This window comes from Allonocardiopsis opalescens, assembly GCF_003002095.1.
Lineage (GTDB): Bacteria > Actinomycetota > Actinomycetes > Streptosporangiales > Streptosporangiaceae > Allonocardiopsis > Allonocardiopsis opalescens.
Genome location: NZ_PVZC01000001.1, coordinates 194,956 through 221,055, shown reverse-complemented (window position 1 = coordinate 221,055; position 26,100 = coordinate 194,956). Strand labels below are relative to the sequence as shown.

General features: G+C 74.0%; 23 protein-coding genes and 1 pseudogene. 17 read left to right on the top strand and 7 right to left on the bottom strand.

Translation table 11 applies throughout. The features are described 5' to 3' along the window. Positions 1 to 30: 30 nt before the first annotated feature. From CLV72_RS00940 to CLV72_RS00930, 3 genes are read left to right on the top strand one after another with little or no spacing between them, the layout of a single operon-like run. Entirely contained in the window at positions 31 to 1,587 is a 1,557-nt protein-coding gene (locus CLV72_RS00940; protein ID WP_106237589.1) for a hypothetical protein, read from the top strand. Then, positions 1,569 to 2,228, top strand: coding sequence for a hypothetical protein (locus tag CLV72_RS00935; RefSeq protein WP_146159304.1), 660 nt, complete (start codon positions 1,569 to 1,571; stop codon positions 2,226 to 2,228). Before CLV72_RS00940 ends, CLV72_RS00935 begins: the two co-directional genes overlap by 19 nt. A gap of 20 nt (positions 2,229 to 2,248) precedes the next feature. Further along, positions 2,249 to 2,668, top strand: a complete 420-nt coding sequence (locus CLV72_RS00930; RefSeq protein WP_106237581.1) for a hypothetical protein — start codon at positions 2,249 to 2,251, stop codon at positions 2,666 to 2,668. 165 nt (positions 2,669 to 2,833) lie between these two features. On the opposite strand, the gene CLV72_RS00925 is transcribed toward CLV72_RS00930, so the two are convergent. Then, complete coding sequence (locus tag CLV72_RS00925; protein ID WP_106240977.1) at positions 2,834 to 4,459, bottom strand: S1 RNA-binding domain-containing protein; 1,626 nt, start codon at positions 4,457 to 4,459, stop codon at positions 2,834 to 2,836. A 95-nt stretch (positions 4,460 to 4,554) separates the two neighbouring features. Between CLV72_RS00925 and CLV72_RS00920 the strand changes: the two genes are divergently transcribed. The 4 genes from CLV72_RS00920 (at position 4,555) to CLV72_RS00905 (ending at position 9,826) form a co-directional block, all read left to right on the top strand. Further along, positions 4,555 to 5,535, top strand: a complete 981-nt coding sequence (locus tag CLV72_RS00920; RefSeq protein WP_106237578.1) for a threonine ammonia-lyase — start codon at positions 4,555 to 4,557, stop codon at positions 5,533 to 5,535. 310 nt (positions 5,536 to 5,845) lie between these two features. Beyond that, on the top strand, positions 5,846 to 8,170 hold the full coding sequence (locus CLV72_RS00915; RefSeq protein ID WP_106237576.1) for a glycoside hydrolase family 9 protein: 2,325 nt from the start codon (positions 5,846 to 5,848) through the stop codon (positions 8,168 to 8,170). A gap of 97 nt (positions 8,171 to 8,267) precedes the next feature. Next, positions 8,268 to 9,167: an oxygenase MpaB family protein gene (locus tag CLV72_RS00910; protein WP_106237573.1), complete on the top strand. Its 900-nt coding sequence runs from the start codon at positions 8,268 to 8,270 to the stop codon at positions 9,165 to 9,167. Positions 9,168 to 9,259: 92 nt separating this feature from the next. Next, the gene (locus CLV72_RS00905) at positions 9,260 to 9,826 is read left to right on the top strand and encodes an O-methyltransferase (protein WP_106240973.1); all 567 of its coding nucleotides are present in this window, start codon (positions 9,260 to 9,262) and stop codon (positions 9,824 to 9,826) included. A 12-nt stretch (positions 9,827 to 9,838) separates the two neighbouring features. Here CLV72_RS00905 and CLV72_RS00900 read toward each other — a convergent pair whose 3' ends face one another. The 5 genes from CLV72_RS00900 to pgfA form a co-directional block, all read right to left on the bottom strand. After that, positions 9,839 to 10,951, bottom strand: coding sequence for an RDD family protein (locus CLV72_RS00900; protein WP_106237570.1), 1,113 nt, complete (start codon positions 10,949 to 10,951; stop codon positions 9,839 to 9,841). A 124-nt stretch (positions 10,952 to 11,075) separates the two neighbouring features. Then, on the bottom strand, positions 11,076 to 11,834 hold the full coding sequence (gene dprE2 / locus CLV72_RS00895) for a decaprenylphospho-beta-D-erythro-pentofuranosid-2-ulose 2-reductase (RefSeq protein ID WP_106237567.1): 759 nt from the start codon (positions 11,832 to 11,834) through the stop codon (positions 11,076 to 11,078). 70 nt (positions 11,835 to 11,904) lie between these two features. Next, on the bottom strand, positions 11,905 to 13,293 hold the full coding sequence (gene dprE1, locus CLV72_RS00890) for an FAD-binding oxidoreductase (protein WP_106237564.1): 1,389 nt from the start codon (positions 13,291 to 13,293) through the stop codon (positions 11,905 to 11,907). 11 nt (positions 13,294 to 13,304) lie between these two features. After that, positions 13,305 to 14,255: a decaprenyl-phosphate phosphoribosyltransferase gene (locus CLV72_RS00885; RefSeq protein WP_106237560.1), complete on the bottom strand. Its 951-nt coding sequence runs from the start codon at positions 14,253 to 14,255 to the stop codon at positions 13,305 to 13,307. 10 nt (positions 14,256 to 14,265) lie between these two features. After that, positions 14,266 to 15,219 (bottom strand): cell envelope lipid trafficking protein PgfA, encoded by a 954-nt coding sequence (gene pgfA, locus CLV72_RS00880; RefSeq protein WP_106237557.1) that lies wholly within the window; start codon positions 15,217 to 15,219, stop codon positions 14,266 to 14,268. Positions 15,220 to 15,370: 151 nt separating this feature from the next. On the opposite strand from pgfA, the gene CLV72_RS00875 reads away from it, so the two are divergent. Then, positions 15,371 to 16,726, top strand: a complete 1,356-nt coding sequence (locus CLV72_RS00875; RefSeq protein ID WP_106237553.1) for an acyltransferase family protein — start codon at positions 15,371 to 15,373, stop codon at positions 16,724 to 16,726. Here CLV72_RS00875 and CLV72_RS32570 read toward each other — a convergent pair. Continuing rightward, positions 16,710 to 18,569, bottom strand: coding sequence for a hypothetical protein (locus CLV72_RS32570; protein WP_211302647.1), 1,860 nt, complete (start codon positions 18,567 to 18,569; stop codon positions 16,710 to 16,712). The two genes, CLV72_RS00875 and CLV72_RS32570, sit on opposite strands and share 17 nt — an antisense overlap. Between CLV72_RS32570 and CLV72_RS33780 the strand changes: the two are divergent. From CLV72_RS33780 to CLV72_RS00830, 9 genes and pseudogenes are all read left to right on the top strand, one after another. Continuing rightward, positions 18,492 to 19,940: pseudogene (locus tag CLV72_RS33780) on the top strand (class I SAM-dependent methyltransferase); the annotation flags it as partial. The gene CLV72_RS32570 and the pseudogene CLV72_RS33780 sit on opposite strands and share 78 nt — an antisense overlap. Before the next feature lie 261 nt (positions 19,941 to 20,201). After that, positions 20,202 to 20,921: a class I SAM-dependent methyltransferase gene (locus CLV72_RS00860; protein ID WP_106240969.1), complete on the top strand. Its 720-nt coding sequence runs from the start codon at positions 20,202 to 20,204 to the stop codon at positions 20,919 to 20,921. 194 nt (positions 20,922 to 21,115) lie between these two features. Next, entirely contained in the window at positions 21,116 to 21,343 is a 228-nt protein-coding gene (locus tag CLV72_RS00855; RefSeq protein WP_245929793.1) for a hypothetical protein, read from the top strand. Beyond that, the gene (locus CLV72_RS00850; protein ID WP_106240965.1) at positions 21,340 to 21,858 is read left to right on the top strand and encodes a DUF6879 family protein; all 519 of its coding nucleotides are present in this window, start codon (positions 21,340 to 21,342) and stop codon (positions 21,856 to 21,858) included. Before CLV72_RS00855 ends, CLV72_RS00850 begins: the two co-directional genes overlap by 4 nt. Next, positions 21,809 to 22,726: a helix-turn-helix domain-containing protein gene (locus CLV72_RS00845; RefSeq protein WP_211302646.1), complete on the top strand. Its 918-nt coding sequence runs from the start codon at positions 21,809 to 21,811 to the stop codon at positions 22,724 to 22,726. Before CLV72_RS00850 ends, CLV72_RS00845 begins: the two co-directional genes overlap by 50 nt. A 173-nt stretch (positions 22,727 to 22,899) precedes the next feature. Continuing rightward, positions 22,900 to 23,040, top strand: coding sequence for a hypothetical protein (locus CLV72_RS31995; protein WP_170140833.1), 141 nt, complete (start codon positions 22,900 to 22,902; stop codon positions 23,038 to 23,040). A 15-nt stretch (positions 23,041 to 23,055) separates the two neighbouring features. Next, positions 23,056 to 24,231: a cupin domain-containing protein gene (locus tag CLV72_RS00840; RefSeq protein WP_106237545.1), complete on the top strand. Its 1,176-nt coding sequence runs from the start codon at positions 23,056 to 23,058 to the stop codon at positions 24,229 to 24,231. Then, positions 24,228 to 25,133, top strand: a complete 906-nt coding sequence (locus tag CLV72_RS00835; RefSeq protein ID WP_106237542.1) for an aldo/keto reductase — start codon at positions 24,228 to 24,230, stop codon at positions 25,131 to 25,133. Before CLV72_RS00840 ends, CLV72_RS00835 begins: the two co-directional genes overlap by 4 nt. Positions 25,134 to 25,236: 103 nt before the next feature. Next, complete coding sequence (locus CLV72_RS00830) at positions 25,237 to 25,989, top strand: phosphotransferase (protein ID WP_245929791.1); 753 nt, start codon at positions 25,237 to 25,239, stop codon at positions 25,987 to 25,989. Positions 25,990 to 26,100: the final 111 nt, after the last annotated feature.

The following is a 26,100-nucleotide window of genomic DNA, read 5'->3' as shown; positions in this document are numbered from 1 at the left end:
CCCGCTCCGAGCGCCGACCCGGACGAGTCCGTGACCCCGACCAGCCACCCCGCCCCCGTTCCTCCGGCGCCCGGACCGGAGCGGACTCCGGCGGCTCCCGACACCGGCGCCGCCGGAGTCCAGTACGCCGCCCTCATCACGCTCGCCGGGCTGCTCATCGCCGTCGTCTCGCTCGCCTTCACCAACGCCGACATCCGCGGGCACGTCGAGACCGCGCTGTGCCGCCTCTTCCAGCTGGGAGAGTCCTGCGAGACCCAGGGCGCGCAGCAGTACGAACCCGACGCCTGCCTGCTCACCAGCAGCACCGACCGCACGAACGTCGGCCTCACCATCGCCTTCGTCGACCTCGGCAAGGGCTACTACCTGATCCGCGAGGACTACTCCGACGGCACCACCCACTTCACCCTCGGCCACGAGGGCGAGATCGGCGCCAGCGCGGGCTGGGAGCGGACCGGCGGGCAGGGCGTCTCCGTCGAGTTCCAGGCCGAGGTCGGCGCCGCCGTCGGAGGAGGCATCGGCGACACCTGGGTGGTCGACACCGACGAGGCCGACCAGCTCGCCGGGCGCTTCGAGGACGCCATCGGCGTGGACGAGGAGGAGCAGGACGAGAACTTCGTCGACGGTGTGGTCGAGGCGGCCGGCGACGCCTGGACCGCCATCGTCGGCGCGGACACCTCCGACTTCCCGCCGCCCCACATCCGCAGGACCGAAGGAGAGGTCAACGTGCACGCCGGCGCCTCGGGAGGCATCAGCACACCGAGCCCCGGCGACGAGCGGCCGACCGACCGCCGCCCCGGCTCCGAGAACGCCGGAGACGGCCCCCAGGACTCGACCGGAGCAGCGGACGGCGCCTCCGGTGGTGGGTCCGGCTCCGGCGACCCCGGCTCGGAGGGCACCACGGAGGACATCGGCACCCAGATCGCCGACTCCCTCGCGGAGGACGTCACTCCCAGCGCCTCCATCAGCGGCGAGATCGGCGCCACCGGAAGCGCCCGCATCGTCCGTGAGGACTATCCGGACGGCGCCCACAGCCTCACCTTCCTGGTGTCCGGCAGGTTCGACGCCGGAGCCGAGGCCGAACTGGACCCCGTCATCGCCGACGCGGTCGGCGATGAGATCGGCTACACCGCCCTTCGCCGCGGCTCGCTCAACATCCAGTACGACCCCGATGGAGTGATGACAGGGGTGACCCTCACCCAGATCGCCGTGGTGAACGGCGAGCAGATCGTGACCACCACCGAACTCGCCGTCGAAACCGAGGGCGACCGCGCGGTCGTCGAAGAGTGGCTGGGTCTGCGCTACGAACGGGCCACCGAGCTGACCTGGAACGACATGGCCCCATCCGAGTTGACCGAGGACTCTTCGGAGTTCGACCGGCTGCTCTTCGAACAGGCAAGGTCCTCGCGGGTCACCTATGCGGTGGAGGAGACCAGCGAGGAGGCGCTGAACGAATCCGTCGAGGCGGGCGTCGGCCTCGGGATCTCGGCCGGCACCACAGGCGAATCGGTGCAGCTGACCGGGGCCGAGTACCTCGACCGGCCGGGCGGCGGCACCCGGGAGTACACCGAATGGGAAGACTGCTCATGATGTACGGCTCCGCCCCGACCGACCCGGAGAACGTGATTTCCGCGATGCCCTCCACCTGGACGCGCGCCGCCATGGCCGCCCTCGTCACCCTGGCCCTGGCCGGCTGCTCGAACGCGGGCGCGGACCCGGCCGCACCCGCGCAGAGCAACGCGGCCGACGATGCGGCCGCGGCGGCCCCCGTACCCGAGGGCTTCATCAGCTCCTCGGCGGGTCCGCTCGACTTCGCGTATCCCGAGACATGGGAGCCCATCCCGGAGGAGAACGCCACCGAAGGCGACGCCGCCGGCTTCCGCCTGGTCGAGGACGACAGGCTCCTCGGGATCATGCGGATCTTCTCCGAGCCGTACGACGGCACTCCGGCCGAAGCGATGATCAGCGGCCATTACGCGGGGATCATGTTCCAGACGCCGACCACCCACCAGGGCAGCGGCGCTATCGAGGTGCCGGGCGCCACCCAGGCCGCCGAGGTCCGCTACACCTACGGGATCGGCGAAGACGAACGGGACAACGGCCGCGCCCACGACGTCACCGTCATCGAGAACGACGAGACCGCCTGGTTCGTGCTGATCCAGGGACGCATCGAGGCGATGACCCCCGAACTCACCCAGCAGATCGTCGACACGATCACGGTCCAGAGCTGACGCGGGCGGAGGGATTCGACATGGACCTGGTCTGGTCGTGGCTGGCGGGCCTGGGGGCGCTGGTCGTCGGCCTCGCCGTCGCGGCACCGCTCTCGACGCAGCTGCGGCTGCTCCTGGTGCGCTCCGACGTGATCCTGCCACTGGACACCGGCGATCTGGACAGCCAGATGATGATCTACGGCCCGCTGTACCTGGTGGTGCCGGGCCTGGCGGCGCTGGTCGCCGGACTGGTGCACCGCCGGCCGGAGCGCGCCCGCACCGGGCGCAACGCGCTCGCGGCACTGGCCCTGCCCGCGCTGCTCATCCTGCTGCTGGCGGTGGAGGTGCCGCTGTCGGGCTTCGCCGTCGACTGGCGCCGGTCCGCCCTGACGGCGCTCCTCTTCGGGATCGGCGCCCCGGCCGGCTGGCTGCTCGGCCGGGCGCTGCGCCGGCCCACCTGAGCCGGGCCGGCGGCGACCCATCCAACCCCCGGCTGGTCGCCGCCGGTCCGCCCCTTCTCCGCCCGGCCCCCGGGCACCGGACCGGGATCGCCCGGCAGGACCGCCACGACGCGGAGCCCTCGCCGGGCCGGTGGTCCGCATCCGGGCGGGCCCCCGCCCGATCGGTCAGCGCCGATCGCCCGCCGGCGCGCCGGGCGGGGTGTCGCCGGGCAGGGCCAGCTCGATGCGACGGCGTTCCAGGTCGACGGCGGCGATCCGCACCGCGACGGAGTCGCCCACGGCGAGCGCCCGCACGTACGGGCCGCCGTCGAGCCGGTCAGGCGGCAGGTCAGGGCCGTCGCGCGGGCCTTCCGGGCCGCCGTGCCCCTCCCCGGCCGGCACCAGCCCCTCCAGGCCGTCGGGCCGGTCCTCGACGCGGACGAAGGCGCCGATCGGGACGAGGAGGGTGACCTCGCCCGTGACGACCTCGCCGACACGCGCCGCGAGCGCCGCCATGGGGTCGGGCTGGAGCGCCTTGAGCGACAGCGGCACGCGTTCGCGGACCAGATCCACGTCGAGGACCAGGGCCGTCACCTCCTGGCCGACCGCGACGACGTCGGACGGCCGGTCGATACGGCGCCAGGACAGCTCGGGAACGTTGATCATCGCGGTGCAGCCGCCGATGTCCACGAAGGTGACCCCGAAGGGCGCGATCTCGACCACTCTGCCGGTGCGGATCTCCCCGCGCCGCAGGGTCGTGAGGACGGCCCACGCGCGGTCGCTCTCCGTCGGTTCGGTGCGCCACCGGGCGCGCAGCACGCCGTCGGGGTCGGGCCGGACCGCGGTGAACAGGGCGCGAGTACCCGAGCCGTCCGACAGCACGGCCGCGGCACGCGCCCCGGCGGCACGTGCGGACAGCTCGCCCACCTCACCGGCGGCGCTGGTGATCCGCCCGTCGGCGTCCGCCCAGACGAGTTCGGCCACCCCCTCCGCGGGCAGCCCGGCGAGCACGGCGGGTACGTCGTCCGACAGGCCGGGCCAGACGGTCAGCATGGCCCGGGGCGCGAGCCGGGCGCGCACCGCGTCGACGCCGCCGCGGTCGAGCCGGTGCCAGCGCGACAGCGTGCGCACCGGCGCCTCCTCCAGCAGCCCGGCCCGGCCCGCGCCCACTTCCCAGCGCAGCCGCTGCCAGAAGACGTCGTCGGCGGGCCGCTGCGGCCCGGCCTCGTCGAAGGCGGCGTCGTACGGGGAGGCGTCCAGCCGCTCCGCGAACAGGCCGAGCGCCCGGGTGCGCGCCACCGCCCCTTCACACGGGGCGGCGCTGCCGACATAGACGTACTGGTCCCACCCGACGTGCACCGCGAACAGGCCCTCAGCCTCCAGCCGGCACCACGCGCCACCGCCCCGCAGCATGGTCCGCACCAGCTCCAGCGCGACGCCGAGCGACACCCGCGCACCGTCGTGAAAGGCGTCGACCCCGGGAAGCGGACCGCCCGGAGCGGCACTGTCCGCGCCGGGCCCACTCGACTCCCCATCACGGACGCCCGCCTCGGCGCCGGGCGGCGCGTCGGCCGGCAGATCCCCGTCCGCCCCGGGTACCGACTCCGGCTCGCGGATGGCAAGCTCGTGCACGCCCGTGTCGGTGGCGAAGGCGGCGATGGCGCTCAGGTAGGCGGCTTCGACCGGGCCGCGGTCGGAGTCGGTGTCCTGCGGGCCGGTGTAGTGGCCGTGCTGGTCGCGGTCGGCGGGGTCGTACTTGGTGATCCGGTGGACGTACGGGAGCGTCGCGCCTCCGCCCGCCTGGCCGTCCACCCGGCCGAGGATAGTGCGCGCACGGCGCGTCGCGGGACGCTCGCGGCGGGCGATGGCGTTGGACGCGCGGACGGTCGGCACGGCAGCATGGCGCCATGCCTGCTCACGCGTCCGCCGCCCCGCCCGCCCCCACCATCGACGACGTGCGCGCGGCCGCCGCCGATCTCGACGGCCTGCTGCGGCCGACTCCGCTGTGGCGCTTCCCCGCGCTGGACGCCGAACTCGGCGCGGAGGTCGGCGTCAAACTGGAGTCCTTGCAGCCCACAGGCGCTTTCAAGGTACGCGGCGGGCTCACGCTGCTGCACCGGATGCCCGCCGAGGAGCGGGCGCGCGGCATCGTCGGCTACTCCACCGGCAACCACGCCCAGTCGCTGGCCTACGCCGCCCGCGCCCACGGCGTGGACTGCACGATCGTGATGCCCTCCCCCGCGAACCCGGTCAAGGCGGCCGCGGTCCGCGCGCTCGGCGCCGCCGTGCTGGAGCGGGGCGACGGCATGGTGACGGCGGCCGAGCACGCACGCGCCCTGGCCGAAGGGCGCGGCGCCCGGCTGGTCAGCGCGGCCGACGAGCCCGACCTGGTCACCGGGGTCGGCAGCCTCTACCTGGAGGTCTTCGAGCGCGCGCCCGACCTGGACGCGCTGTTCGTCCCCGTGGGCGGCGGCAGCGGCGCGGCCGCGGCGTGCGTGGTGGCGGCGGCGCTGGCGCCGTCGTGCCGGATCGTGGCGGTGCAGTCGTCGGCGGCTCCGGCGGCGCACGACTCCTGGCGGGCCGGGCGGCTGGTCGACCGCCCGATCGGCACCGCGGTCGAGGGGCTGGCCACCGGCTCCGGCTTCGCCTACACCCAGCGGATCATGCGCGACGGCCTCGCCGACTTCACGCTCGTCTCCGACGCCGACGTGCGCGCGGCGCAGCGGCGGCTGTGGCGGACCGGCCGGATCCTGGTCGAAGGCGCGGGCGCCGCGGCACTGGCCGGGCTGTGGGCGCGCCGCGCGGAGTTCCAGGGCGCCCGCGTCGCGATCGTCTGCACCGGCGCCAACGCCCGCCCGGACGAGATCGCCGAGGTGACGGCGGTCTGACCCGCTCCGCACGCCCCGCCCGACCGCCCGCGCCTTACCGGCGACCGCACCCCGCCCCACGCGGTCGCCGCGTTCCCCGGCGGCGACCGTGCCGGCAACCGGTCCCACAACGCCCCCGCCATCGGCGTCGGCCCCCCTTGCCAGGCGGCGATCCGCAATTTATCGTCCTTGCAGCACCGTGTGACCTGAGCCACACGGCTTCGCGACGTCCCCGACTTCCGATCCCCCGCCCAGTTCCGTCCCGCGAGTGGGAGCGCTCCCAAACCGGAGCCGCCCGCCCGCGACCCCCGCCCGCCCCCACGGAGGCAGCATGCGTTCCCCCCTCCGCGCCGCGACCGGCGCGGCCGCCGGTGCGCTCGTCGCGGCGAGCCTGCTCGTCGCGAGCAGCCCGGCCGCGCAGGCCGATCCCGCCTACGACTACGGTGAGGCCCTGCAGAAGTCGATCTGGTTCTACGACGCGCAGCGCTCCGGCGCGCTCCCCGACGACAACCGGGTGAACTGGCGCGGCGATTCCGGCCTCGACGACGGCGCCGACGTCGGCCTCGACCTCACCGGCGGCTTCTACGACGCCGGAGACCACGTCAAGTTCGGCTTCCCGATGGCCTTCACCACCACGATGCTGGCCTGGGGGGCGGTGGAGTACCCCGCGGCCTACGAGCGGTCCGGTCAGCTCGAACACCTCAGGGAGAACCTGCGCTGGGCCACCGACTACTTCATCCGGGCCCACCCCGAGCCCGAGGTGCTCTACGGGCAGGTCGGCTCCGGCGGCCCGGACCACGCCTGGTGGGGCCCGGCCGAGGTGATGCCGATGGAGCGCCCGGCCTACCGGATCGACGCGAACTGCCCCGGGTCCGACCTGGCCGGGGAGACGGCCGCCGCCCTGGCCGCGTCCTCGATGGTCTTCGCCGACTCCGACCCCGCCTACGCCGCCGAGCTGGTCACGCACGCCGAGCAGCTGTACGCCTTCGCCGACGAGCACCGCGGCGTCTACAGCGACTGCATCACCGACGCGGCCAACTTCTACCGCTCGTGGAGCGGCTACCAGGACGAACTGGTCTGGGGCGCCATCTGGCTGCACCGGGCGACCGGCGAGCAGGAGTACCTGGACCGCGCCGCCGAGCACTACGAGGGCCTGTCGGAGGTGCAGGGGCAGCCAGGCGTGAAGAGCTACGCCTGGACGCTCGCCTGGGACGACAAGGCCTACGGCGCCTACGTGCTGATGGCGCAGCTCACCGGCGAGCAGCGCTACACCGACGACGCCAACCGCTGGCTGGACTACTGGACCGTCGGCTACGACGGGCGGCGGGTGCCGTACTCGCCCGGCGGCCTCGCCGTGCTCGACCGCTGGGGCTCGCTGCGCTACGCGGCCAACACCTCCTTCGCCGCACTCGTGCACAGCCGCTCGCTGGACGCCGACCCGCAGCGCCAGGCCCGCTACCGCGACTTCGCCCGCGGCCAGATCGACTACATGCTGGGAGACAACCCGCGCAACTCCAGCTACGTCGTCGGCTTCGGCGAGAACCCGCCGATCAACCCGCACCACCGCACCGCGCACGGCGGCTGGGCCAACAACCTGCTCGGCCCGCCCGAGGACAACCGGCACATCCTCTACGGCGCGCTGGTCGGCGGACCGCCGCAGCCCGACGACGCCTACACCGACGACCGCGGCGACTATGTGATGAACGAGGTCGCCACCGACTACAACGCGGGCTTCACCGGCGCCCTCGCCGCGCTCTACCTGGAGCACGGCGGCAGCCCCGACCCGGACTTCCCGGTCGCCGAGACGCCCGACGGGCCGGAGATCTACACCCAGGCGGCGGTGAACGCCACCGGCCCGAACTTCACCGAGATCAGGACCTACGTGGTCAACCGCTCGGCCTGGCCCGCCCGCGGCCTGGACGAGGGCTCGCTGCGCTACTACTTCACCCTGGACGGCGGCACCACGCCGAGCCAGATCACGCTGAGCACCGCGCACAACGAGTGCGGCGCGGTGACCGGGCCCACCCGGCACGCCGGTGACGTCTACTACGTGACCGTGGACTGCTCCAACCGGGCCATCACCCCGATCGGGCAGAGCGAGCACCGCGCCGAGGTGCAGTTCCGGATCGCCAGCTCCGGCGCCTGGGACCCGTCCAACGACTGGTCCTACGCGGGCGTGGAGCCGCGGCCGGGCGGCACCCCCGTCACGGTGGACCGGATCGCGCTGTACGACGGCGCCGAGCTGATCTGGGGCGAGACCCCCAGCGGGCAGCCGGACCCCTCGCCCACACCGGACCCCTCGCCGGACCCGAGCGGGGAGCCCTCGGAGGAGCCCACGCCTCCCGGCGCCGCCTGCGTGGTCGACTACCAGGTCGACAACGCGTGGGGCTCGGGCTTCACCGCCCGGGTCACCGTCAGCAACCGGGGCTCGACGCCGCTGTCCGGGTGGAGCCTGTCGTGGCGGCTGCCCGCCGGGACCCAGGTCACCGGCGGCTGGAGCGCCCAGTTCAGCGGCGGCGGCGGCTCGCTGACCACCTCCGCGCCCTCGTGGGCGAGCACCCTGGCGCCGGGGAGCTCGCACAGCTTCGGCTTCCAGGCGACGGGCCCGTCCGAGCCACCGCCCGAGCTGCTCACACCCGGCTGCGTACTGGAGTGACGGACGCGGTGGGCGGCGCCCGGCGCCGCCCACCGGCCGCACCGGCCCGGACCGCGCGGGGATTACCGATCTCCGTCCGCGGGGAGGCTCTGCGCCGATGGGACGCTACGACCGGTACGACGAGATCCACCGGCTCGACGCCGAGCGCGACTGCGTGCGCATCGTGCGGATCATCGCCCAGTACGAGTGCCCGTGGGACATGACCCAGGCCCTCGGCCTGGCGCTGTACCGCACCTACGCCGTGCCCGCCATCGGGCGGCTGCTCGGCGAGACCGGCGAGTTCACCGCGCGTACCGCCAAGCGCTACGACGACACCGCGCTGCTGCTCGGCGCGGTGCTGGAGCGCGGCTTCGAGCACGAGGAGGCCCGTACGGCCGTCCGGCGCGTCAACCGGATGCACCGCCGCTTCCCGATCGCCGACGACGACATGCGCTACGTCCTGTCCACCTTCGTGGTGGTGCCGGACCGCTGGATGGACGCCTACGGCTGGCGCCGCTTCACCGACCACGAGCGGCGGGCCACGACCGCCTACTACCGGCGGCTGGGCGCGCTGCTCGGCGTCCGGCGCATCCCGGGCGACTACGCGGAGTTCGCCGACTTCATGGACGGCTACGAGCGCGCGAACTTCGGCTTCTCCGAGGGCGGCCGCGCCGTCTCCGACGCCACCCTCGCGCACATGGTCGCGCACTACCCGCGCCCGCTCGCCCCGCTGGTGCGGACCTTCTTCCTGTCCCTGCTCGACGAGCCGCTGACCGACGCCTTCGGCTACCGGCGGCCGCCCCGCGCCGCCCGCGCACTGAGCCGGGCGGCGCTGCGGCTGCGCGGCCGGGTGGTCCGCCTGCTCCCGCCCCGCCGCGAGCCGCGCCTGGTCTCCGACTCCCCCATGATCACCAGCTATCCCGACGGCTACCGGGTGGCCGGGCTCGGCACCTTCGGGCCGGGCGAGCGCGAGGAGGCACCGCCGGGGCCGGGGGGCCCGGCGGCGGAGGGGGCCTAGTGCGTCGACCGGGAAGGCCGGGCCGGACGGGGCGGACTCCGCGCGGACGCCGCCGCCCGGCGTCATCCTCACGGTGAAGGAGGTTCGTGATCATGGCGGCACGTCCGGTTCCGCCCCGCGTGGCGGCCGCGGAGCGTGCCGCCGCCGAGGCGGGATTCGAGCACAGCTGCATCCCGGAGGTCGGCAGGCTGCTCGGCCTGGCCGCCGCCGCGAAGCCGCACGGAGTCGTCGCGGAGAGCGGCACCGGCTCGGGGGTGGGCACCGCCTGGCTGCACAGCGGCCTCGGCGCCGGCGCCCGCCTGGTCACCGTGGAGCGCGACGCGGACTTGGCCCGTCGAGCGGCCGGCGTCTTCGCGGACGACGACCGTGTCAGCGTTCTCACCGGGGACTGGCGGCTGCTCGAGCGGCACGCACCCTTCGACGTCTTCTTCTGCGACGGCGGAGGCAAGCGTGACGATCCCGAGGGGGTCGTCGGGCTGCTCGCTCCCGGCGGCCTTCTCATCCTGGACGACTTCACCCCCTCGCCGCACTGGCCGCCCCGTTTCGGCGGCGAAGTGGACGGGCTCCGCCTGTTCTACCTCACTCATCCGGCCCTGGAGGCCACCGAAGTCCTCACGACGCCGGTCAGCTCAGCCCTTGTCGCGGCACGCCGCCGCTAGCCGGGAAGGCCCTCAGGCCGCCGAGGGCGGCCGCGCGCCCTGGCCCGGCGCCTCCGCCACCTCGGTCCGGGTGGCGCCGACGGGTGCGCGCGCCGCCATCCGCAGCCGGGTCGGCAGCCCACCGAGCACGGCGGCGCGCGTCTGGGTGCGGGTGCCCGACAGCAGTCCGGCGAGGCCGCGCCCGCCCGGGTGCAGCTGCGCCACCAGGGCGTAGCCGGCCGGCAGCGGCAGCGCCCAGCCGGAGGAGGCCGTGGCGGCCAGCAGCAGCGGGAGCTGGAAGACCAGCAGCCGGACCAGGACCGCGACGGAGCCGCACGGCCGCCAGGTAGCGGTGCGCACCACGGCCAGGTGCAGGGCGGCGCGGCCGGGCGAGCAGCGGTCGCGGCGCACCAGCGGCACCAGCACCAGCGCCACGGCGACGGTCAGCGCCAGCCCCGCCACCTCGCCGTCGGCCCCCGCACTCGGCCGCGCCGCCAGCAGCGCCACCGCCACCAGCTGCGCGCCCAGCCAGCACAGCGCCGCGTCGAGCAGGTGCCCGGCGGCCCGCCGCCACAGCCCGGGCGGGCGGACGTCCACGATCGCCGACGGCCAGCCGCGCGGCAGCACCCGGGTGAGCAACCGCGCCAGCAGCCAGCCCGCGGCCGCGCCCAGCGCCGCGGCGAGCGGCCGGTCGGCGGCAGCCGGGACCGGGCAGGGCAGCGCCCCGAAGGCGGCGGCGAGACGCAGCCCTTCGACGGCGAGCGCGGCCGCCGCCGCCAGCAGCGCGCTCAGCGCGATGCCGCGCCGGAAGCGGTAGCGGGCGAAGAAGCCCAGGGGCGCGAAGGCGGTCGCCGCGATCCCCAGCTGCGCGGCATCCCCGCTCAGCAGCACCAGCGGCGGCACGGGGGCGGCCGCGCAGCCGGCCGGCACCGGGGCGCCCAGCACCGCGAAGGCGCCGAGCCCGGCCGCGTAGCCGATCATCAGCGTGTTCACCACCGCCGCCCAGGCGGTCATCCGGCCGTACCTGCGGTACTCGTTCGCCAGGTGGGCGAGCGCGCCGAGCACGAGCGCGAACGCGCCGCCGAGCAGCACCAGCGCGGCCCGCGCCGACTCCGCGTCCACCCACCCCGCGGTCACGACTCCCATGCCCGGGACGTTATCAGTACGGAACGTACTCAGACGGCATCTCTCGGTAATCACCCCAATCGGCGAACAGGGACGGGTCCGCCCGTCCCCACCGCACGGCGGCGGCCCGCCGCCACCCGCCCCGTCAGCGCCGCAGCCGCCGCCACACCGAACGCGGCAGCACCCGGAACACCGCCGCCACCGACCGCAGCACGCTCGGCACCCACACGTAGCGCCAGCCCAGCCGCAGGCCGTCGGCGACGGCGTCGGCCACCTGGCGCGGGGTGGCGGCGAAGGGGGCGGCGGGGACGTGCGCGGACATCTTGGTGCGCACGTAGCCGGGGCGCACGATCATCACGCGTGCGCCGCTGCCGTACAGGGCGTCGTCGAGGCCCTGCGCGAAGCCGTCGAGGCCGGCCTTCGCGGCGCCGTAGACGAAGTTGGCCCGCCGCACCCGCACCCCGGCCATGGACGACAGCACCACCAGGACGCCGTGGCCCTGCTCGCGCAGCCGGGCGGCGGCGGCCAGGCCCGCCGACACGTGGCCGGTCAGGTTGGTGTGCGCGGAGGCGGCCGCCGCGACCGGGTCGGCCTCCAGCGCCGCCTGGTCGCCGAGGTGGCCGAAGGCGGCGACGACCACGTCGAGGTCGCCGAGAAGTCCGGCGGCGCGGGCCAGGACGGCGGCGTGCGAGGCGGGCGCGTCGGCGTCGAACTCCAGCTCGTGCACCTCGGCCGCCCCGGCCTCGCGCAGCCGCGCGGCGGCCTCGGGCGCGCGGCCGCCGCGCACCGCCAGCGCGACGGCGCGGGCGCCGTCGCGGACCAGCCGCTCGGCGATGGCCAGCCCGATCTCGCTGCGCCCGCCGAGCACCAGCACCGAGCGCACCGCCCCGAGGGCGTTCCTCATCGGCTCTCCCCTCCGTCGAGCGGTTCCGGACGCCGCACCAGCCCCGGGCGGAGCGCTCCGGCCGCGTTCCTCACCGGCTCCCACCTCCGCCGACCAGGTCCAGGCGCCGGGCCAGGTCGGACCGGAACACCCCGGCCGGGTCGACCTCGGCACGGACCGCGCGCCACTCGTCCAGCCGCGGGTACATCCGGGCCGGCAGCTCGGGGTGCATCCGGGAGTCCTTGGCCAGGTAGACGCGGCCGCCCGCGTCGGCGACCCAGCGGTCGAAGGTGTCCAGCAGCACCGGCAGGCCGGACAGCTCGGCCGGGAGGTCGAGGGCGAGCGTCCAGCCGGGCTGCGGGAAGGACAGCGGGCCCGGGGTGCCGGGGCCGAAGCGCTTCAGCACGGCCAGGAAGGAGGCGGCGCGCGCCGCGCTGAGCCGCTCGACCACCCGCCGCAGCACGGGTTCGGCGCCGAAGGGCACCGCGAACTGGTACTGCACCAGGCCGCGCGGCCCGTACAGCCTGTTCCAGCCGCGCACGGCGTCCAGCGGGTGGAAGAAGCCGGACGCGGGGGTTATCTCGTCCCGCCGCCGCTGCGGCGCCCTGGCGTACCAGGCGGTGTTGAAGGCGCGGACCGTCCAGCGGTTCAGCAGCCCGGGCGGCGCCCACCCCGGCGCGGCGCCCAGGACGCGCGGCGCGAAGCGCAGCGGGTCGCGGCGCGCCCGTACCGGCAGGTCGTCGCGGACGGCGTGGTGGCCGCGGGTGACCACGGAGCGGCCGGTGCGGGCGCCCGCGGCCAGCAGGTCGACCCAGGCGACGGTGTGGTGGTAGTCGCCGTCGGTGCGGGCCATCAGGTCCAGGGTGGCGTCCAGGTCGGGCGTGCGGTCGGTGTCCACCCGCATCCACGCGGTCTCCACCGGCCGCAGCGCGACGACGGCCTCGGTGATCACCCCGGTCAGGCCCATGCCGCCCACGCCGGCCCAGAAGGGCGCGCCGTCGCCGGGGCGCAGGGTGCGCACCTCGCCGGTGCCGGTGACGACGGTGTAGGAGCGCAGGTGCGCGCCGAAGGAGGAGTCGGCGTGGTGGTTCTTGCCGTGGATGTCGGCGGCGATGGCGCCGCCGACGGTGACGTGCCGGGTGCCGGGCACCACCGGCGGGAACCAGCCGCGCGGCACCAGCTCGCGCAGCAGCGTGTCCAGGCTGGTCCCGGCGGACGCGGTGACCGTTCCGGCCGCGGCGTCGACCCGGAAGCCGGGGTCGAGGTCGGCGCAGTCGAGCACCAGCCCGCCCGCGCACTGCGCGGCGTCGCCGTAGGAGCGGCCCAGCCCGCGGGCGATCACGCCGCGTTCGGGCGCCCGCGCCACCAGCTCGGCCAGCTCCGCCAGGTCGCGGGGGCGCGCCAGCCGGGCGGCGGTGGGGGCGGTGCGCCCCCAGCCGCTCAGCAGCACCCGGCGTCCGGCACCGGCGTCCTCACGCATCCGCCGCCGCCTCAGACCGCGTAGACCCCGGCGGCCAGCAGGCCGGCCAGCAGCAGCAGGAAGATCTGGATGGGGCGGTCACGCAGCAGGATCTCCTCGGGTTCCTCGCCGCCGCCCTGGTCGACGACCAGGTTGTAGCGGAGCACCACCATGATGAACGGGACGATGCTGGCGGCGAACAGGGCCCGGGCCGGACCGGAGTAGGCGTCCAGCGCCCACAGGCAGTAGGTGACGATCATCGCACCGGTGGCCACCGCACGCATCCGGGCCAGGTAGTCGCGGGTGTACTGCCGCAGCACGGCGCGCAGGCCGCCGCTGCCGGGGTTGCGCAGCTCGGCCTCGCGCTTGCCGAGCACGAACAGCAGCGCCGCCAGCGAGACGACCAGCAGGAACCAGTTCGTCACCGGCACACCCACCACGGCGGCGCCCGCCACCGCGCGCACGACGTGGCAGCCGGCCACCGCGACGAGGTCGCAGACCGCGACGTGCTTGAGCCAGAGGGTGTACAGGCCGGTCAGCAGCAGGTAGCCGCCCAGCGCCAGGGCGAGCGCGCCGTCGCCGCCCAGCGGTCCGGCGGCCAGCGCCGCCGCCAGGGCGGCGGCCACCAGCACGCCGCCCGCGGCCACGGCCAGCCGCACCGGGACCGCGCCCGAGGCGACCGGGCGGTGCCGCTTGCGCTCGTGCGCGCGGTCGGCCCGCACGTCGGCGGCGTCGTTGAGCAGGTAGGTGCCGCTCGCCGCCACGCAGAAGAGGGCCGCGGCGAACAGGGCGGCGGCCAGCGCGGCGCCGTCGGTGAGCACTCCGGCCGCCGCCGGGGCGGCCAGGACCAGCAGGTTCTTCAGCCACTGCCGGGGGCGGCAGGCCCGCAGCAGGCCGAGCGCGGCGGCCGGCGCGCCGCCCTTCGCCGCCGGCGCCCCGGCGGCGGTGCCGGCGGGGGCGGCGGGCGGCGAGGCGCCGTCCACGGCCGGCCGCTCAGCCCCGGTGCGCCGGGCGGCGGCCGAAGGACAGGACCAGGCCGATCGCGATCAGCACCGGCCCGGCGACCAGGAAGGCGACCGGCAGGGTGGTGCGCAGCAGCGGCAGCATGGTGCGGCCGCGCTCGGAGGCGGCGATGCGGTCCTGGATGGTGTCCTCGGTGAAGCGGAGGTTGCCGTCGAAGACGGTCATCCGCTCCTCGCCGTCGACGGCCAGCGCCTGGTACTGGTCCTCGCTCTGGTCCAGCGGGGTGCCGGTGACGGGGTCGATCCAGTAGGTGCGGACGATGGAGTACATCATGTCGGCGGTGACGTCGGTGCCGCCCTCCTCGTCGGGCTCCACGCCGAGCAGTTCGGCCGGGAGCACCCGCTCCTCGATCTCGGTGGGCTCGATCCGCTGCTCGTAGCGGTACACCTCGATGCCGTCGATCTCCTCGACGCCCACGAACTCGATCGGCCGCGCCTCCTGGATGCGGGTGTCGTAGAACTCGTAGTCGCGCTGCTCGGCGAAGAACGGGAACTTGAAGGCGAGCCCGGTCTGCACCACCGAGGTGTCCTCGTCGATGGCGGCGTCGCAGCAGTCGACGGCCTCGGCGGTGACGGCGTCGTGGGCGGTGCGGCGGCTGTTGGAGCTGATCGCGAACTCGCGCTCGATGTCGGTGACCCAGGTGAACTGGTCCCAGACGACGTAGCCGCCCTCCTGGGCGGCGGCGTCGGTGCTGGCCTCGACGTCCCCGCGGGCGGTGGCGTTGGCCTCCACCGTGACGCCCTCGTACTGCTCCATGTCCTCGATGTTGAAGTACGTGACGTTCTCGGCGCGCAGCACCGAGTGGGTGTAGTAGTCGGCCGGGGCCCGCATCAGGGACGGAGCGACGATGAAGTGCAGGGCCGGCGCGGTGACGAGCAGGAAGGCGCCCAGCCCGATCAGTACAGTTCCTGTGGTCCGACGCATAGCTGGCGCGTTCCTCCCGGCCGATTGCAGACTGGAACCGAGTTCAGCCTGAGGCATGCTAGTTCTCGCCGTGTGCTACGTCACTACAGCGTGCTGTAATGGTTATAACAGGTTCTAGATTCGGAAGCTACTGGTGGGTAAGCGACCGCGCATGGCAGTTCCCCCCGGCCCCTTGGGCTCCCCCGACTCCCCGGATTCCACGCCTACGGAGCCGTCCCCGGCGGTCGCGTCCGGTGGCCCCGCGGACGCCGGCCTGCCGCAGATCCGCGGCCATCATCCGGCGCTCGACGGGGTGCGCGCCGTGGCGGCGCTGCTGGTGCTGGTCTTCCACGTCGCCGTCGAGACGGGCGCCGCGCTCGCGCCGGGCTTCTGGGGCGGGGTGCTGGCGCGCGGCGAGATCGGGGTGCCGCTGTTCTTCGCGCTGTCGGGGCTGCTGCTGTACCGGCCGTGGGCGCGCGCCGCGCTCGCCGCGGGCCCCGGCCCGCACACCGCCGGGTACCTGTGGCGGCGGGCGCTGCGGGTGCTGCCCGCGTACTGGCTGGTGGTCGCGGCCGCGATGCTGCTGTGGTCGCGCGAGTGGCTGGACGACCCCCTCACCTGGCTGACCCTGCTCACCCTCACCTTCACCTACGACCTCGACCCCTGGTGGTACGGCCTGGGCCCGCAGGGCCTCGGCCAGATGTGGAGCCTGGCGGTCGAGGCGAGCTACTACCTGCTGCTGCCGCTGATCGCGGCCGCGCTGACCTGGTACGCGGCGCGCGGCGGCGCGTCCGTCGCGGCGCGCGGGCGGCGGCTGCTGACCGGGCTGGGCGTGCTCTCGGCCGTCTCGCTGGCCGCCGTCGCCGTGCAGTTCTTCGCCTTCGCCGAGCCGCTGACCGAGATGTACGCCTGGCTGCCCAGGACCCTCGTGCTCTTCGCGGTCGGCATGCTGCTGGCGGTGCTGTCGGAGTGGGCGTGGCTGGAGCGCGGGGCGGCGGACGGGGCCGACGGCCCGGTGCGCCGGTTCTGCCGCACGATCGGCGCGACGGCGGGGATCTGCTGGCTGATCGCGCTGGGCGCCTACCTGATCGGCGCCACCCCGCTCACCGGCCCGCGCTTCGTCGGGGTCGACAGCTTCTGGACCGGGGTGTTCGAGACCGTCACCTCCACGGCGGTCGCCTTCTTCTTCGTCGCCCCGCTCGCGCTGGGCGCGCCCGGGCGCGGCTGGGCGTGGCGGCTGCTGGCCCACCCCGTCATGCGCTACCTCGGCCGGATCTCCTACGGCGTCTTCCTGTGGCAGTTCGTGGTGCTCTACGGCTGGCGCGCCTTCACCGGCGACGAACCGTTCACCGGCTCGCTGCTGTTCGACCTGGTCCCGGTGGCCGCGGGCACCATCGTGCTGGCCCACCTCACCTACCGGTGGGTGGAAGAGCCGCTGCGGCGCCGCTACGCCCACCGCGGGCCGGGCGCGCGGCGCGGCCCGGCCCCGGAGCGGACCGGGCGGGCGGGCGTCACTCCGCCGGGGTGAAGCCGCCGAAGGCCAGTTCGCGCACGCACAGCTCGTCGGTGCCGAGTCCGCCGACGTCCACCACCACCTGGCCGCCGGGCAGCGCCACCGGGACGAACCACTCGCCGTCGTCGTCGGCGGCCAGGCCGACGGCCTGCCACTGGTCGCCGTAGCCGAGGTTCACCCAGGCGTCCTCGGGCGCGCGGTAGCGGATGGCGGCGGCCACGGCCGGGCCGCCGTAGGAGGGCGCCTCCAGGCTGATCAGCCCGTCGACCGGCCGCAGGCAGCGCTCGCCGTCCTCGGGCCGCGCCGAGACGCCGGTCAGCTCGGCCGGGACCAGCCGCCCCTCGGGGTCGAAGACCAGCGGGCGGCCGGTCTGGGCGGGTTGGCGCAGCCGCGCCGCCGTCTCGGGGTCGTCGGCGAGCGGCGGCAGCACGTAGGAGCTGAGCGCGCGGGGGCCGTTCCAGGAGAGCACGACGTGCTCGGGCACCGGCAGCGCGAACACGCCCGCGTCGTCGGGCAGCTCGGCCAGCGCGGCGCGCGCCTCGGCGACGTAGGCGCGGACGCGGTCGCCGGAGAGGGTGGCGGCGTAGCCGTGGATCGAGACGGTGGCGGCGGCCAGGTAGCCGAGGGTGAACAGCGCGGCGGCCGGGGCCGCGATCGCGCGGTGCGGCCACGGGCGGCGCGGCGGGTCGCCGGCGCCGCGCAGCGGCAGGTAGGCCAGGGCCAGGCAGACCGCGAAGACCAGCGCGGCATCGGCGACGTAGCGCGGCTCGGCGCCGACCAGGCCGAAGTAGCGCCCCCTGGCCAGCAGCAGCGGCACCAGGTCGGCGACGATCAGGTACCCGGCCAGGATGCCCCAGGCCCGCCAGGCGCGGGGCCGGTGCCACAGGCTCAGCGCGACGAGCACGGCCAGCACCGCCCAGGCGCCCGCCACCGCGAGCTCGGGCGGGTTCGCCAGCCCGCCGGACGGGGTGACCGGCCCCCAGGTCAGCGGGCCGCCGAGCACGCCCGTCGGGAAGGTGCGGCCGAGCAGCAGGGAGGTGATCTCGCCGACGGCGCCCGGCTCCGGCAGGCCCGCGCCCTGCCCCTCGGCGGTGTGCTGGCGGGCCAGGTACAGGGCGAGGTGCCCGGCCGTCAGCCCGGACAGCAGCAGCCACAGCCGGGGGCGGGCGCGCAGCTCCGCGCCGATCGCCCGGTACCAGCGCCCGCGCTGCGCGTAGGCGGCCGCCAGCACGAACAGCAGCGGCGGCAGGAACATCCCCTTGACCGAGAAGGCCATGCCGAGCGCGACCGCGGCCGCCGTCAGCCAGGCGTAGCGGAACACCCCCGTGCGCAGGTACCGCAGCAGCGCGAGCAGCGCCAGCACCAGCGCCAGCTGGAGCGGGACCGCGTTCAGCGCCGCCGACCACCAGCTCAGCACCGGCACCGTCAGCGGCGCGGCGACGTAGACCGCCAGCGGCACCAGCACGCCCCAGCGCAGCCCGAAGGCCGCCGTGAGCAGCCGCAGGAACAGCCCCGACGCGGCCGCCTGGAGGGCGAGCATGGTGCCCGCGGCCAGCCCCCAGTGCAGCGCCGCCAGCCGCGTCTGCACCCACACCAGCGCGAAGGCGCCCGGCATCAGGTGGCCCTTGTGCACGCGGGTCAGGTGGTCCCACTGGAAGGCCGAGCCGGCCGCCTCCGAGGCGAACAGGAAGTCGTCCTCCACGAAGTAGGCCTGCCGCAGCACCCACGCCTTGCCCGCGACCGACACCAGCACCAGCAGCGCGCCCACCAGCACCACCGGATGCGTCCACCGCCGCCGCGGGGCGTCCGCCGCCACAGGCGCGTCCGACACGGGCGGCGCGGCGGGTCCAGCGCTCACCAGCACCTCCCACGCACGGCGGCGGTCTGGTCTCGACCGGTGAAGGGGTGCCAGAATACAACGCGTTCCACCCGCCCCGCCGGGCACCGACTCCCAGGTCCCGCGAGCGCCCGCACCATGTCCTTGCCCTCCGACGAGAACAGGTCCCATGCCTTCCCACCAGCGCCGACGTTGCCGTCACGGGCAGGCGTGCGCGGGGGCGGACCGAGGCGCACCGCCGCATGCCGGGCGGCCGCACCCGGGAGCGGCCTGCCCGGACCCGACGCTCGCCGTACGCCGACGCGCCGGTGCGGACAGGACCGCCCGACCGACCACCCGGCGGCCCTACCCGTGGACGGCGTGCACCGACCGGTCGCATGCGGCGCGAGGGCGCCCGGAGGTCCGCCCCCCTGCGGACGGCTCCCGGCCGGACCATCGCGTTATCCACAGACCCGACCGTGGATCTCGTCCACACCGCCCCCACCTGGAAGAATGGAAATCGGGGGGTTCCCCGCCCGACGGCCCGCGCCCCGGCGTCCGGACGACGTACCGGACCGCCGATACGCGCCCGACCGCCGGCGGACGGTCCGAGTGCCCCCCGGCGGTCGGGCGCGTGGCCGGGACCGCCGTACGTCCGCACCCCGCAGACCGCACCCGCGTCCGTCGCGGCGCTCCCGCCCCGGGCCGCGCGGCGTCCGTCCGTGTGCGGCGGCACCCGGCGCTGCGGACGGTCCCATGAGCCTGGACGAAGTGCGGCGCGACTGGACGCTGCTGGGCGACCGCGCGCCCAGGTGGGCGGTGCTGGTCGACCCCGCCAAGCGCGACGGCGGCTGGGGCGACGACGAGTTCCTGGCCACCGGCGAGCGCGAGGTCGACGCGGCACTGGCCCGGCTGGCCGAACTCGGCACGCGGCCGGGGCGGGAGCGCGCGCTGGACTTCGGCTGCGGCGCCGGGCGGCTCTCCAACGCGCTGGCCCGGCACTTCGACGAGGTGGTCGGCGTCGACATCTCGGCGCCGATGCTGGCCGAGGCCCGCCGCCTGGACCGCAGCAGCGGCCGGATCACCTTCCTGCTCAACGACGCGCCCGACCTGTCGGCGCTGCCGGACGACCACGTCGACCTGGTCTACTGCGACCTCGTCCTCCAGCACCTCCCGCCCGCGCTCGCCCGGGGCTACCTGCGCGAGTTCCTGCGCGTGGTCCGTCCGGGCGGCGCGCTGGTCGTGGGCATGCCCGCCCGCGAGCGCTGGACGGTGCGCGGCACCATCGCGCGCTTCGCGCCCAACTTCCTGATCCGCCTCGGCCAGCGCTACCTGCTCGGCTATCCGGCCCCCATGCGCATGCACACCCTGCGCCCCGAGGCGCTGGCGTCCCTGCTCGCCCCATCCGGCGCCCGCGTCCTGCACAGCGAGCCCTACTGGGCGGGCGACCACTGGGAGCACCTCCGCCACTACATCGCCGCACCGCCCCCACGCCCGGCCGGCGCCCCGGCGGCGCACGACGCGTCCCCGGTCGGCGGCGCTCCGACTGCCGACGCCCGTCCAGACGACGGCGGCGACCGCGCCCCGCAGAGCGGACACCCCGCCACCGGCGACCGCGACCGGCCGTCCGACGCCGCGAGCAGGCCGACCGCCCCGCCCCCGTTCCGCGCCGACCTGGCCCGCTCCGTACGGCTGTTCTCGGCCTTCCGGGTGGAGCAGACCGACCCCGACCACTTCTACGGCCTGCTCGCCGCCGACACCGTCGGCCAGCTGTCCGGCTACACGAAGCTGGACGGCGCCACCGTGGTCGACGTCGGCGGCGGCCCCGGCTACTTCGCGGACGCCCTGCGGGCGGCCGGCGCCCGCTGCCTGTGCGTGGACGCCGACGCGGGCGAGATGAGCATGCGCAACGGCGCCCCGCCCGCCGTCTCGGCACTCGGCAGCGCCCTCGACCTGCCGCTGCGCACCGGCTCGGTCGACGTCTGCTTCTCCTCCAACGTGCTCGAACACGTCCCCGAACCCTGGCGGATGGCCGACGAGATGCTGCGCGTCACCCGCCCCGGCGGCACCGTGTTCCTCTCGTACACCCTGTGGCTGTCCCCATGGGGCGGCCACGAGACCTCGCCGTGGCACTACCTCTCCGGCGAGTACGCCGCCCGCCGCTACGAGCGCCGCCACGGCCGCCCGCCCAAGAACCGCTTCGGCCGCACCATGTTCGCCGTCTCCGCCCGCTCGGCCCTGCGCTGGGCCCGCACCCGAGCCGCCGAAGGACGCGCCGAGGTGGTCGACGTACTGCCCCGCTACCTCCCCCGCTGGGCCCACCCGGTCGTCCGAGTGCCGGTACTCCGCGAGTTCGCGACGTGGAACCTGCTCCTGGTGCTGCGCAGGCGCTGAGCCGTTCCCAGAACGGCGCCGCACCGGGGGCCGCGCCTGTCCCCCGGTGCAACGCGTGGACCGGCCGCCACGATGCACCGCCGCCCCAGTCCTTCACGTCTCCGGACATCCATTGACGGCTCTACCATGGCCGTTCACTATGGAGAGAACGTTTCTCTCGATTTCTAGAACGGAGATCGACAATGCATGCCCGCTTGCTCGGCAAGGATCCCGAGTCCCAGGAAGGGCAGTCGCCCACGCTGTTCGCCACCGATCGCACAGACCGTGCGACCTACATCGCCCAGGGATGGCGGGTGACCGACCCCCAGGTCCTCGCGGAGATAGGACCGGTTCCCGACCACGAGACACTGGTGGAGATCCCCGAAGAGGTCTTGGAGTTCTACGTGCGCCGCTATCAGGAAGGGCAGGGCGAGGAAAACTGACTCGGTTCATCGAGCCGGGGCCGGAGTTCGGCGAACTCTTCCGCGCTTTCGAGCACACGGCCTATCGGCTGGAGACGCGCGACACGTACAAGTCCGCAAACGAGGCCGAAGCACTGCGTCAGTTCATCGCGGGCGAGTCGGTGGACATGGATTGGTTTCAGAACTGGTTGACCATGATCCGGGCGGCCACGGAAGAAGGGCGGCGGTTCCGGCGGGTACGAGTGGTGAGCATCCCGCTGACCGCCTACAGCGCTTTCGGAATCTTCTGCGCCAAGTACACCAACGAAGCCGGTGAGGACATTCGCTATCTGCCCCGAGAGCAGGCCGCGGACCTGCCCGAACACGACTACTGGCTGTTCGACTCCCGCAAACTGGTGCGCATGCACTTCGGCCGGGACGAGACCTTCCTCGGCGGTGAGGTCATCGAGGACCCGGCTGTGATCGTGCAGCACAATTACTGGCGTGATGCCGCATGGCACCGCGCTGTTCGACGGGATGACATTGCCGCACAATAAGGCGACGGGCGTCACCAGTGTCCATGAAGCACGCGACGCTCTGGGAAAACGACTCCGCGATCTGCGTCATCGGGCCGCCATGAGCGGCCGGCAGCTCGCGGAGTCGTTGTCATGGCCGCCGTCCAAGGTGTCCAAGCTGGAGAACGGTCGGCAGACGCCCACCGAGGACGATCTGCGGGCTTGGACGCGCACGACCGGCGCCGAAGGAGAACTGGGGGCACTCCTCGCGTCACTGCGCACACTTGAGATCCAGCATTCGGAGTGGCAGCGGCAGCTCAGGACGGGCTTGAGAGCGCACCAGCAAGCGATCGCGGATCTGGATGCCAGGACGAAGCTGTTTCGAGCGTTCGAGTCCACCTTCATTCCCGGGCTCCTCCAGACGACCGAGTACGCACGGTTCCGCTTTGCTCAGAGCATCACCGTGCTCAAGGTGAAGAACGACATCGACGAAGCGGTGGCGGCACGGGTACAGCGGCAGGAGATCCTGTACCGGCCGGAGAAGAGGTTCCACTTCGTTCTCACCGAAGCCGCCTTGCGGTATCGGCTGTGTCCACCCGGGGTGATGCTCGGGCAGCTTGACCGGCTGATTTCACTCTCGGCACTGCCGAATGTGAGATTCGGCGTCATCGGGTTCGAGACGCCGTACGCGGTGGCGCCCGCTCATGGCTTCTGGCTGCTCGACCGGGACCGCGTGATGGTGGAGACCTTCTCGGCCGAACTGAACCTCGCCCAGCCGCAGGAGGTCGAGCTGTACGAGAGCATCTTCGAACGACTCGCCGCCGATGCCGACTACGGCAGGTCGGCGCGGGCGATAATCCACCGCGTCATCGACGGTCTTGCTCCGGAGGCAGCCGAGAATGACTCCTGATTTCGACCGCACCGGCATTGTCGGCTAAGTGCGAGAAACCTTGAGAAATTTTCTGTTCGAACGCGTTCCGGCGTCCTACTGTTGCGGGAAGACGCGCAGGCGCACCCGGTCGCTGGGCCGACGCCGCTGTTCACGCCGTCCTTCCCCATTTCGATGAGTCGGAGGTCCACACGATGCGGAACGACGTTCAGCACGAAGACGATGAGCTGGCCATCGCGGTCGAGGAGATCGCCGCTGTGCGGTCCCGGGCTGAGCAGCCTTCCGATGGAGGCGGCACCGGCAAGAGTGATCTGAACGACAACATGCTCCGGTAGAGGTGACGCGCACCGATGACCGCTGAGCTGATCAGCGGCCGCCTGGGCGGGGAGGAGTTCCTCACCCGGGTCCTCGGCCGCGCCCACGCCCACTATCCGGCAGCAGACCGCCAGGCTTTCACTCATCTACTGACCTGGTCGGACCTCAATCGCCTCCTCGCCGCCCACCGCCTGGACACTCCCCGAATGCGTCTGTCCGCCGGCAGCACGATCGACGTGGCGGCCTACACCCAGCGGCAGGCCTACCGCCGCATGCCGGACTGGAACCGACCCGTGCCGCAGCTGGTCCACGAACGGCTGCGCGCCGGCGCCACCCTCGTCCTCGACGCGATCGACGAGATGCATCCACCGATCAACGACACCGCCGCCGGTCTGGAGGCATGGCTGGGTACCCGTGTCCAGGTCAACGCATACGCGTCCTGGACCGCCCAAGAAGGCTTCGGCCTGCACTGGGACGACCACGATGTCATCGTCGTCCAGGTGGCGGGCCGCAAGCGGTGGCGGATCCACGGCATCACCCGCGTGGCACCACTGCACAGTGACCTGGAGTTCGACAACGGCGTCGCTCCCGATCCGATCGATGAACTCACCATGGAAGCCGGCGACATCCTGCACGTACCGCGCGGCTGCTGGCACGCGGCGGCCGCCTCCGAGGGAGAACCGAGCCTGCACCTGACGTGCGGTCTCAACACCACCACCGGGGCGGACTTCCTCGCCTGGATCACCGATCAGATGCGCGCGCATGTGGAAGTGCGGTCCGACGTGCCCCGCGATCGTGCCGACCAGACCGCATGGACGAGCACACTGGCCGAGTTGGTCACCAAGCGGCTCCAGCAGCCCGACGTGGTCGAGGACTATCGGCGGTTCCTCGACGAGACCGCGCCCGCGCGGCAGGCGTTCAGCCTTCCCGTCGCCGTGACCGGCGAACTCACGCTCGCCTCTCGGGTCCGGTTGGCCTCCCCGCGCGGACGCCTCCATCAGGCCGAGACCGAGGTCGTACTGGCGGGGCAGGGGCGGCGCTGGCGAATGGCGGCCGGAGCGGCTCCCGCGATCGCCAGACTCGCCGACGGCCGCACCGCCACAGTCGAAGAGCTGCGCGGGGCCGTGCCGGATGTCTCGGAAAGGGCGCTGCTCGGCCTGCTCAGGAGGCTGTTGGAGGACGGAGCCCTGGTGTGGGAGGGCGAGGCATGACCGTTCTCGGCATGGGGACGTACCGAAGCCGAGACGCTGCCGCCTCGGTCAGCGTCGCGGCCTCGGCCGGATGCCCGCTCATCGACACGGCACCCGTGTACGGCGGCGGAGCCCACCAAGCCGTCATCGCCCCCGTGCTGCGAACACACCCTCGAATCCGGGTTTCCAGCAAGGTCGGTCACATGACCGGCGGTCAGGCGCGGGCCGCCGTCGCCAGGGGAGCGCTCCATGGACACGACGCACGCCTTCGGCACAGCATCGCCCCCGACTACGTCCGCCACCAGATCGCGATGTCGCGCATCGAACTCCAGCGGCGCGTGCTCGATGTGGTGTACCTGCACAATCCCGAACACCACCACCAGGAACGCGGCCGCCTCCGCCACCGGCTGCGACATGCGTTCACCGCTCTGGAAGAAGCTCACGCGGCCGGCGTGATCCGCGGCTACGGCGTCGCGACCTGGACGGGATTCGATTCCGGTGCCTTTACGGTGGACGGTCTGACCCGGCTCGCGCGTGAAGCGGCGGGCGGACATGAGACCGGACTCGCCGCGATCCAGCTCCCCGTGTCCATGGTGAAGGCGGCGCCGGTCCGGCAGAGCCTGCGAGGAACCGGCCCTGTCCATCAGGCCCGTGGGGCAGGATTGGAGGTGTGGGCGTCGGCGCCCTTCCATGGCGGAGAGCTGCCGCCTCTGATCAACCGGAAGCTCGCAGATGCCGTCCACCCGGGATCCAGCGGTGTCGAAGCCGCGCTGCGGTTCACCGCGTCCACCCCCGGACTCACCGGTGTACTGATCAGCACCTCCAGTGCCGCGCACTGGCGGCAGGCGGCCGCCGCTATCCGCACGTCCGTGCCGCCTCGTCGACTCAAGGACATCTGTGAACTCCTCCAGCCGTCCCGCTGACCTCACCGGCCGCTGGCACCAGGCGGTCCGCTACTTCCGGATGTCCGTGCCCGCGCATACTCCTCTGCGTCCCGGGCTGGGAGGACGTACGCTGGGCGGCCCGGTGACCACCACGGAGGGCGGACCGGCTTGGCTGCGGGTGATGTCCTCCCCGCGGCCGGAGGGAAAGCTCTGGGACGGGGCGGTCCTGGCCGACGACCTGCTGGACGACGCGGTGCCGCATCCGGCTCTGCTCGCGGTCCACACCTGGCAGGACGCCGGGGCCGCGTTCCAGGCGCACGTGTGGGAGCAGCTGACGGGCTCAGTGCTCTCACCGACCCCCGACCTCACCTCCGCCTCTCCGCCCGCCGTCACCGCGGGCTGGTGGCGGGACCTGCGGGCCGGTACGGCAGGAATCCGCCGCACACCCGTCCCACCCGGGCGCGAGGTCGTCACACAGGCGTACATAGGAAGAATCCACCGCTTCGTCCCGGGCTTGGCGGGCGTAGAGCTGACCGCGCGCCGGTGGGAGACAGCCCACGGGGACCTGCACTGGGCCAACCTCACCCGGGACCCGTTCCAGATCATCGACTGGGAAGGGTGGGGCGCCGCGCCCGAGGGCTACGACGCCGCCGTGCTCCACGCCTACGCGCTCCCGGCACCCGGTATCGCCGCGAAGGTCCGCGAGGTGTTCGCCGACGTTCTGACCGGCGAAACCGGTCGGCTGGCCGAACTGGTGGTCGCGGCTCAGGTCATCCAGGCCGCCGACCGAGACGAACCGCATGCCCGGCTGCGCCCCCACGTCCGACGGCACGCCGCCCGTCTGATCCAGCACATTCAGCGTTCGGCGTCAGCGCGGCACAGCACCCGCAGGTGAAGGACCCCGCCGCGTACCGCGAACGGCTGGCCGACGAACTCGCCGCCGATCCGGACTGGCACCTGTCCGACCCGCTCTGGCGTGCCGCCGTCGAGGCCGTTCCGCGCGAGG

Excerpts from the sequence above, each read along its gene's own strand:
- CLV72_RS31995 (WP_170140833.1), top strand. The coding sequence starts at position 22,900 with ATGCGGAACGACGTTCAGCACGAAGACGATGAGCTGGCCATCGCGGTC.
- pgfA (WP_106237557.1), bottom strand. The coding sequence starts at position 15,219 with ATGCGTCGGACCACAGGAACTGTACTGATCGGGCTGGGCGCCTTCCTG.
- CLV72_RS00845 (WP_211302646.1), top strand. The coding sequence starts at position 21,809 with ATGCCGCATGGCACCGCGCTGTTCGACGGGATGACATTGCCGCACAAT.
- CLV72_RS00920 (WP_106237578.1), top strand. The coding sequence starts at position 4,555 with ATGCCTGCTCACGCGTCCGCCGCCCCGCCCGCCCCCACCATCGACGAC.
- CLV72_RS00915 (WP_106237576.1), top strand. The coding sequence starts at position 5,846 with ATGCGTTCCCCCCTCCGCGCCGCGACCGGCGCGGCCGCCGGTGCGCTC.
- CLV72_RS00905 (WP_106240973.1), top strand. The coding sequence starts at position 9,260 with ATGGCGGCACGTCCGGTTCCGCCCCGCGTGGCGGCCGCGGAGCGTGCC.
- CLV72_RS00900 (WP_106237570.1), bottom strand. The coding sequence starts at position 10,951 with ATGGGAGTCGTGACCGCGGGGTGGGTGGACGCGGAGTCGGCGCGGGCC.
- CLV72_RS00910 (WP_106237573.1), top strand. The coding sequence starts at position 8,268 with ATGGGACGCTACGACCGGTACGACGAGATCCACCGGCTCGACGCCGAG.
- CLV72_RS00935 (WP_146159304.1), top strand. The coding sequence starts at position 1,569 with ATGGGAAGACTGCTCATGATGTACGGCTCCGCCCCGACCGACCCGGAG.
- dprE1 (WP_106237564.1), bottom strand. The coding sequence starts at position 13,293 with ATGCGTGAGGACGCCGGTGCCGGACGCCGGGTGCTGCTGAGCGGCTGG.
- dprE2 (WP_106237567.1), bottom strand. The coding sequence starts at position 11,834 with ATGAGGAACGCCCTCGGGGCGGTGCGCTCGGTGCTGGTGCTCGGCGGG.
- CLV72_RS00840 (WP_106237545.1), top strand. The coding sequence starts at position 23,056 with ATGACCGCTGAGCTGATCAGCGGCCGCCTGGGCGGGGAGGAGTTCCTC.
- CLV72_RS00875 (WP_106237553.1), top strand. The coding sequence starts at position 15,371 with ATGGCAGTTCCCCCCGGCCCCTTGGGCTCCCCCGACTCCCCGGATTCC.
- CLV72_RS00930 (WP_106237581.1), top strand. The coding sequence starts at position 2,249 with ATGGACCTGGTCTGGTCGTGGCTGGCGGGCCTGGGGGCGCTGGTCGTC.
- CLV72_RS00835 (WP_106237542.1), top strand. The coding sequence starts at position 24,228 with ATGACCGTTCTCGGCATGGGGACGTACCGAAGCCGAGACGCTGCCGCC.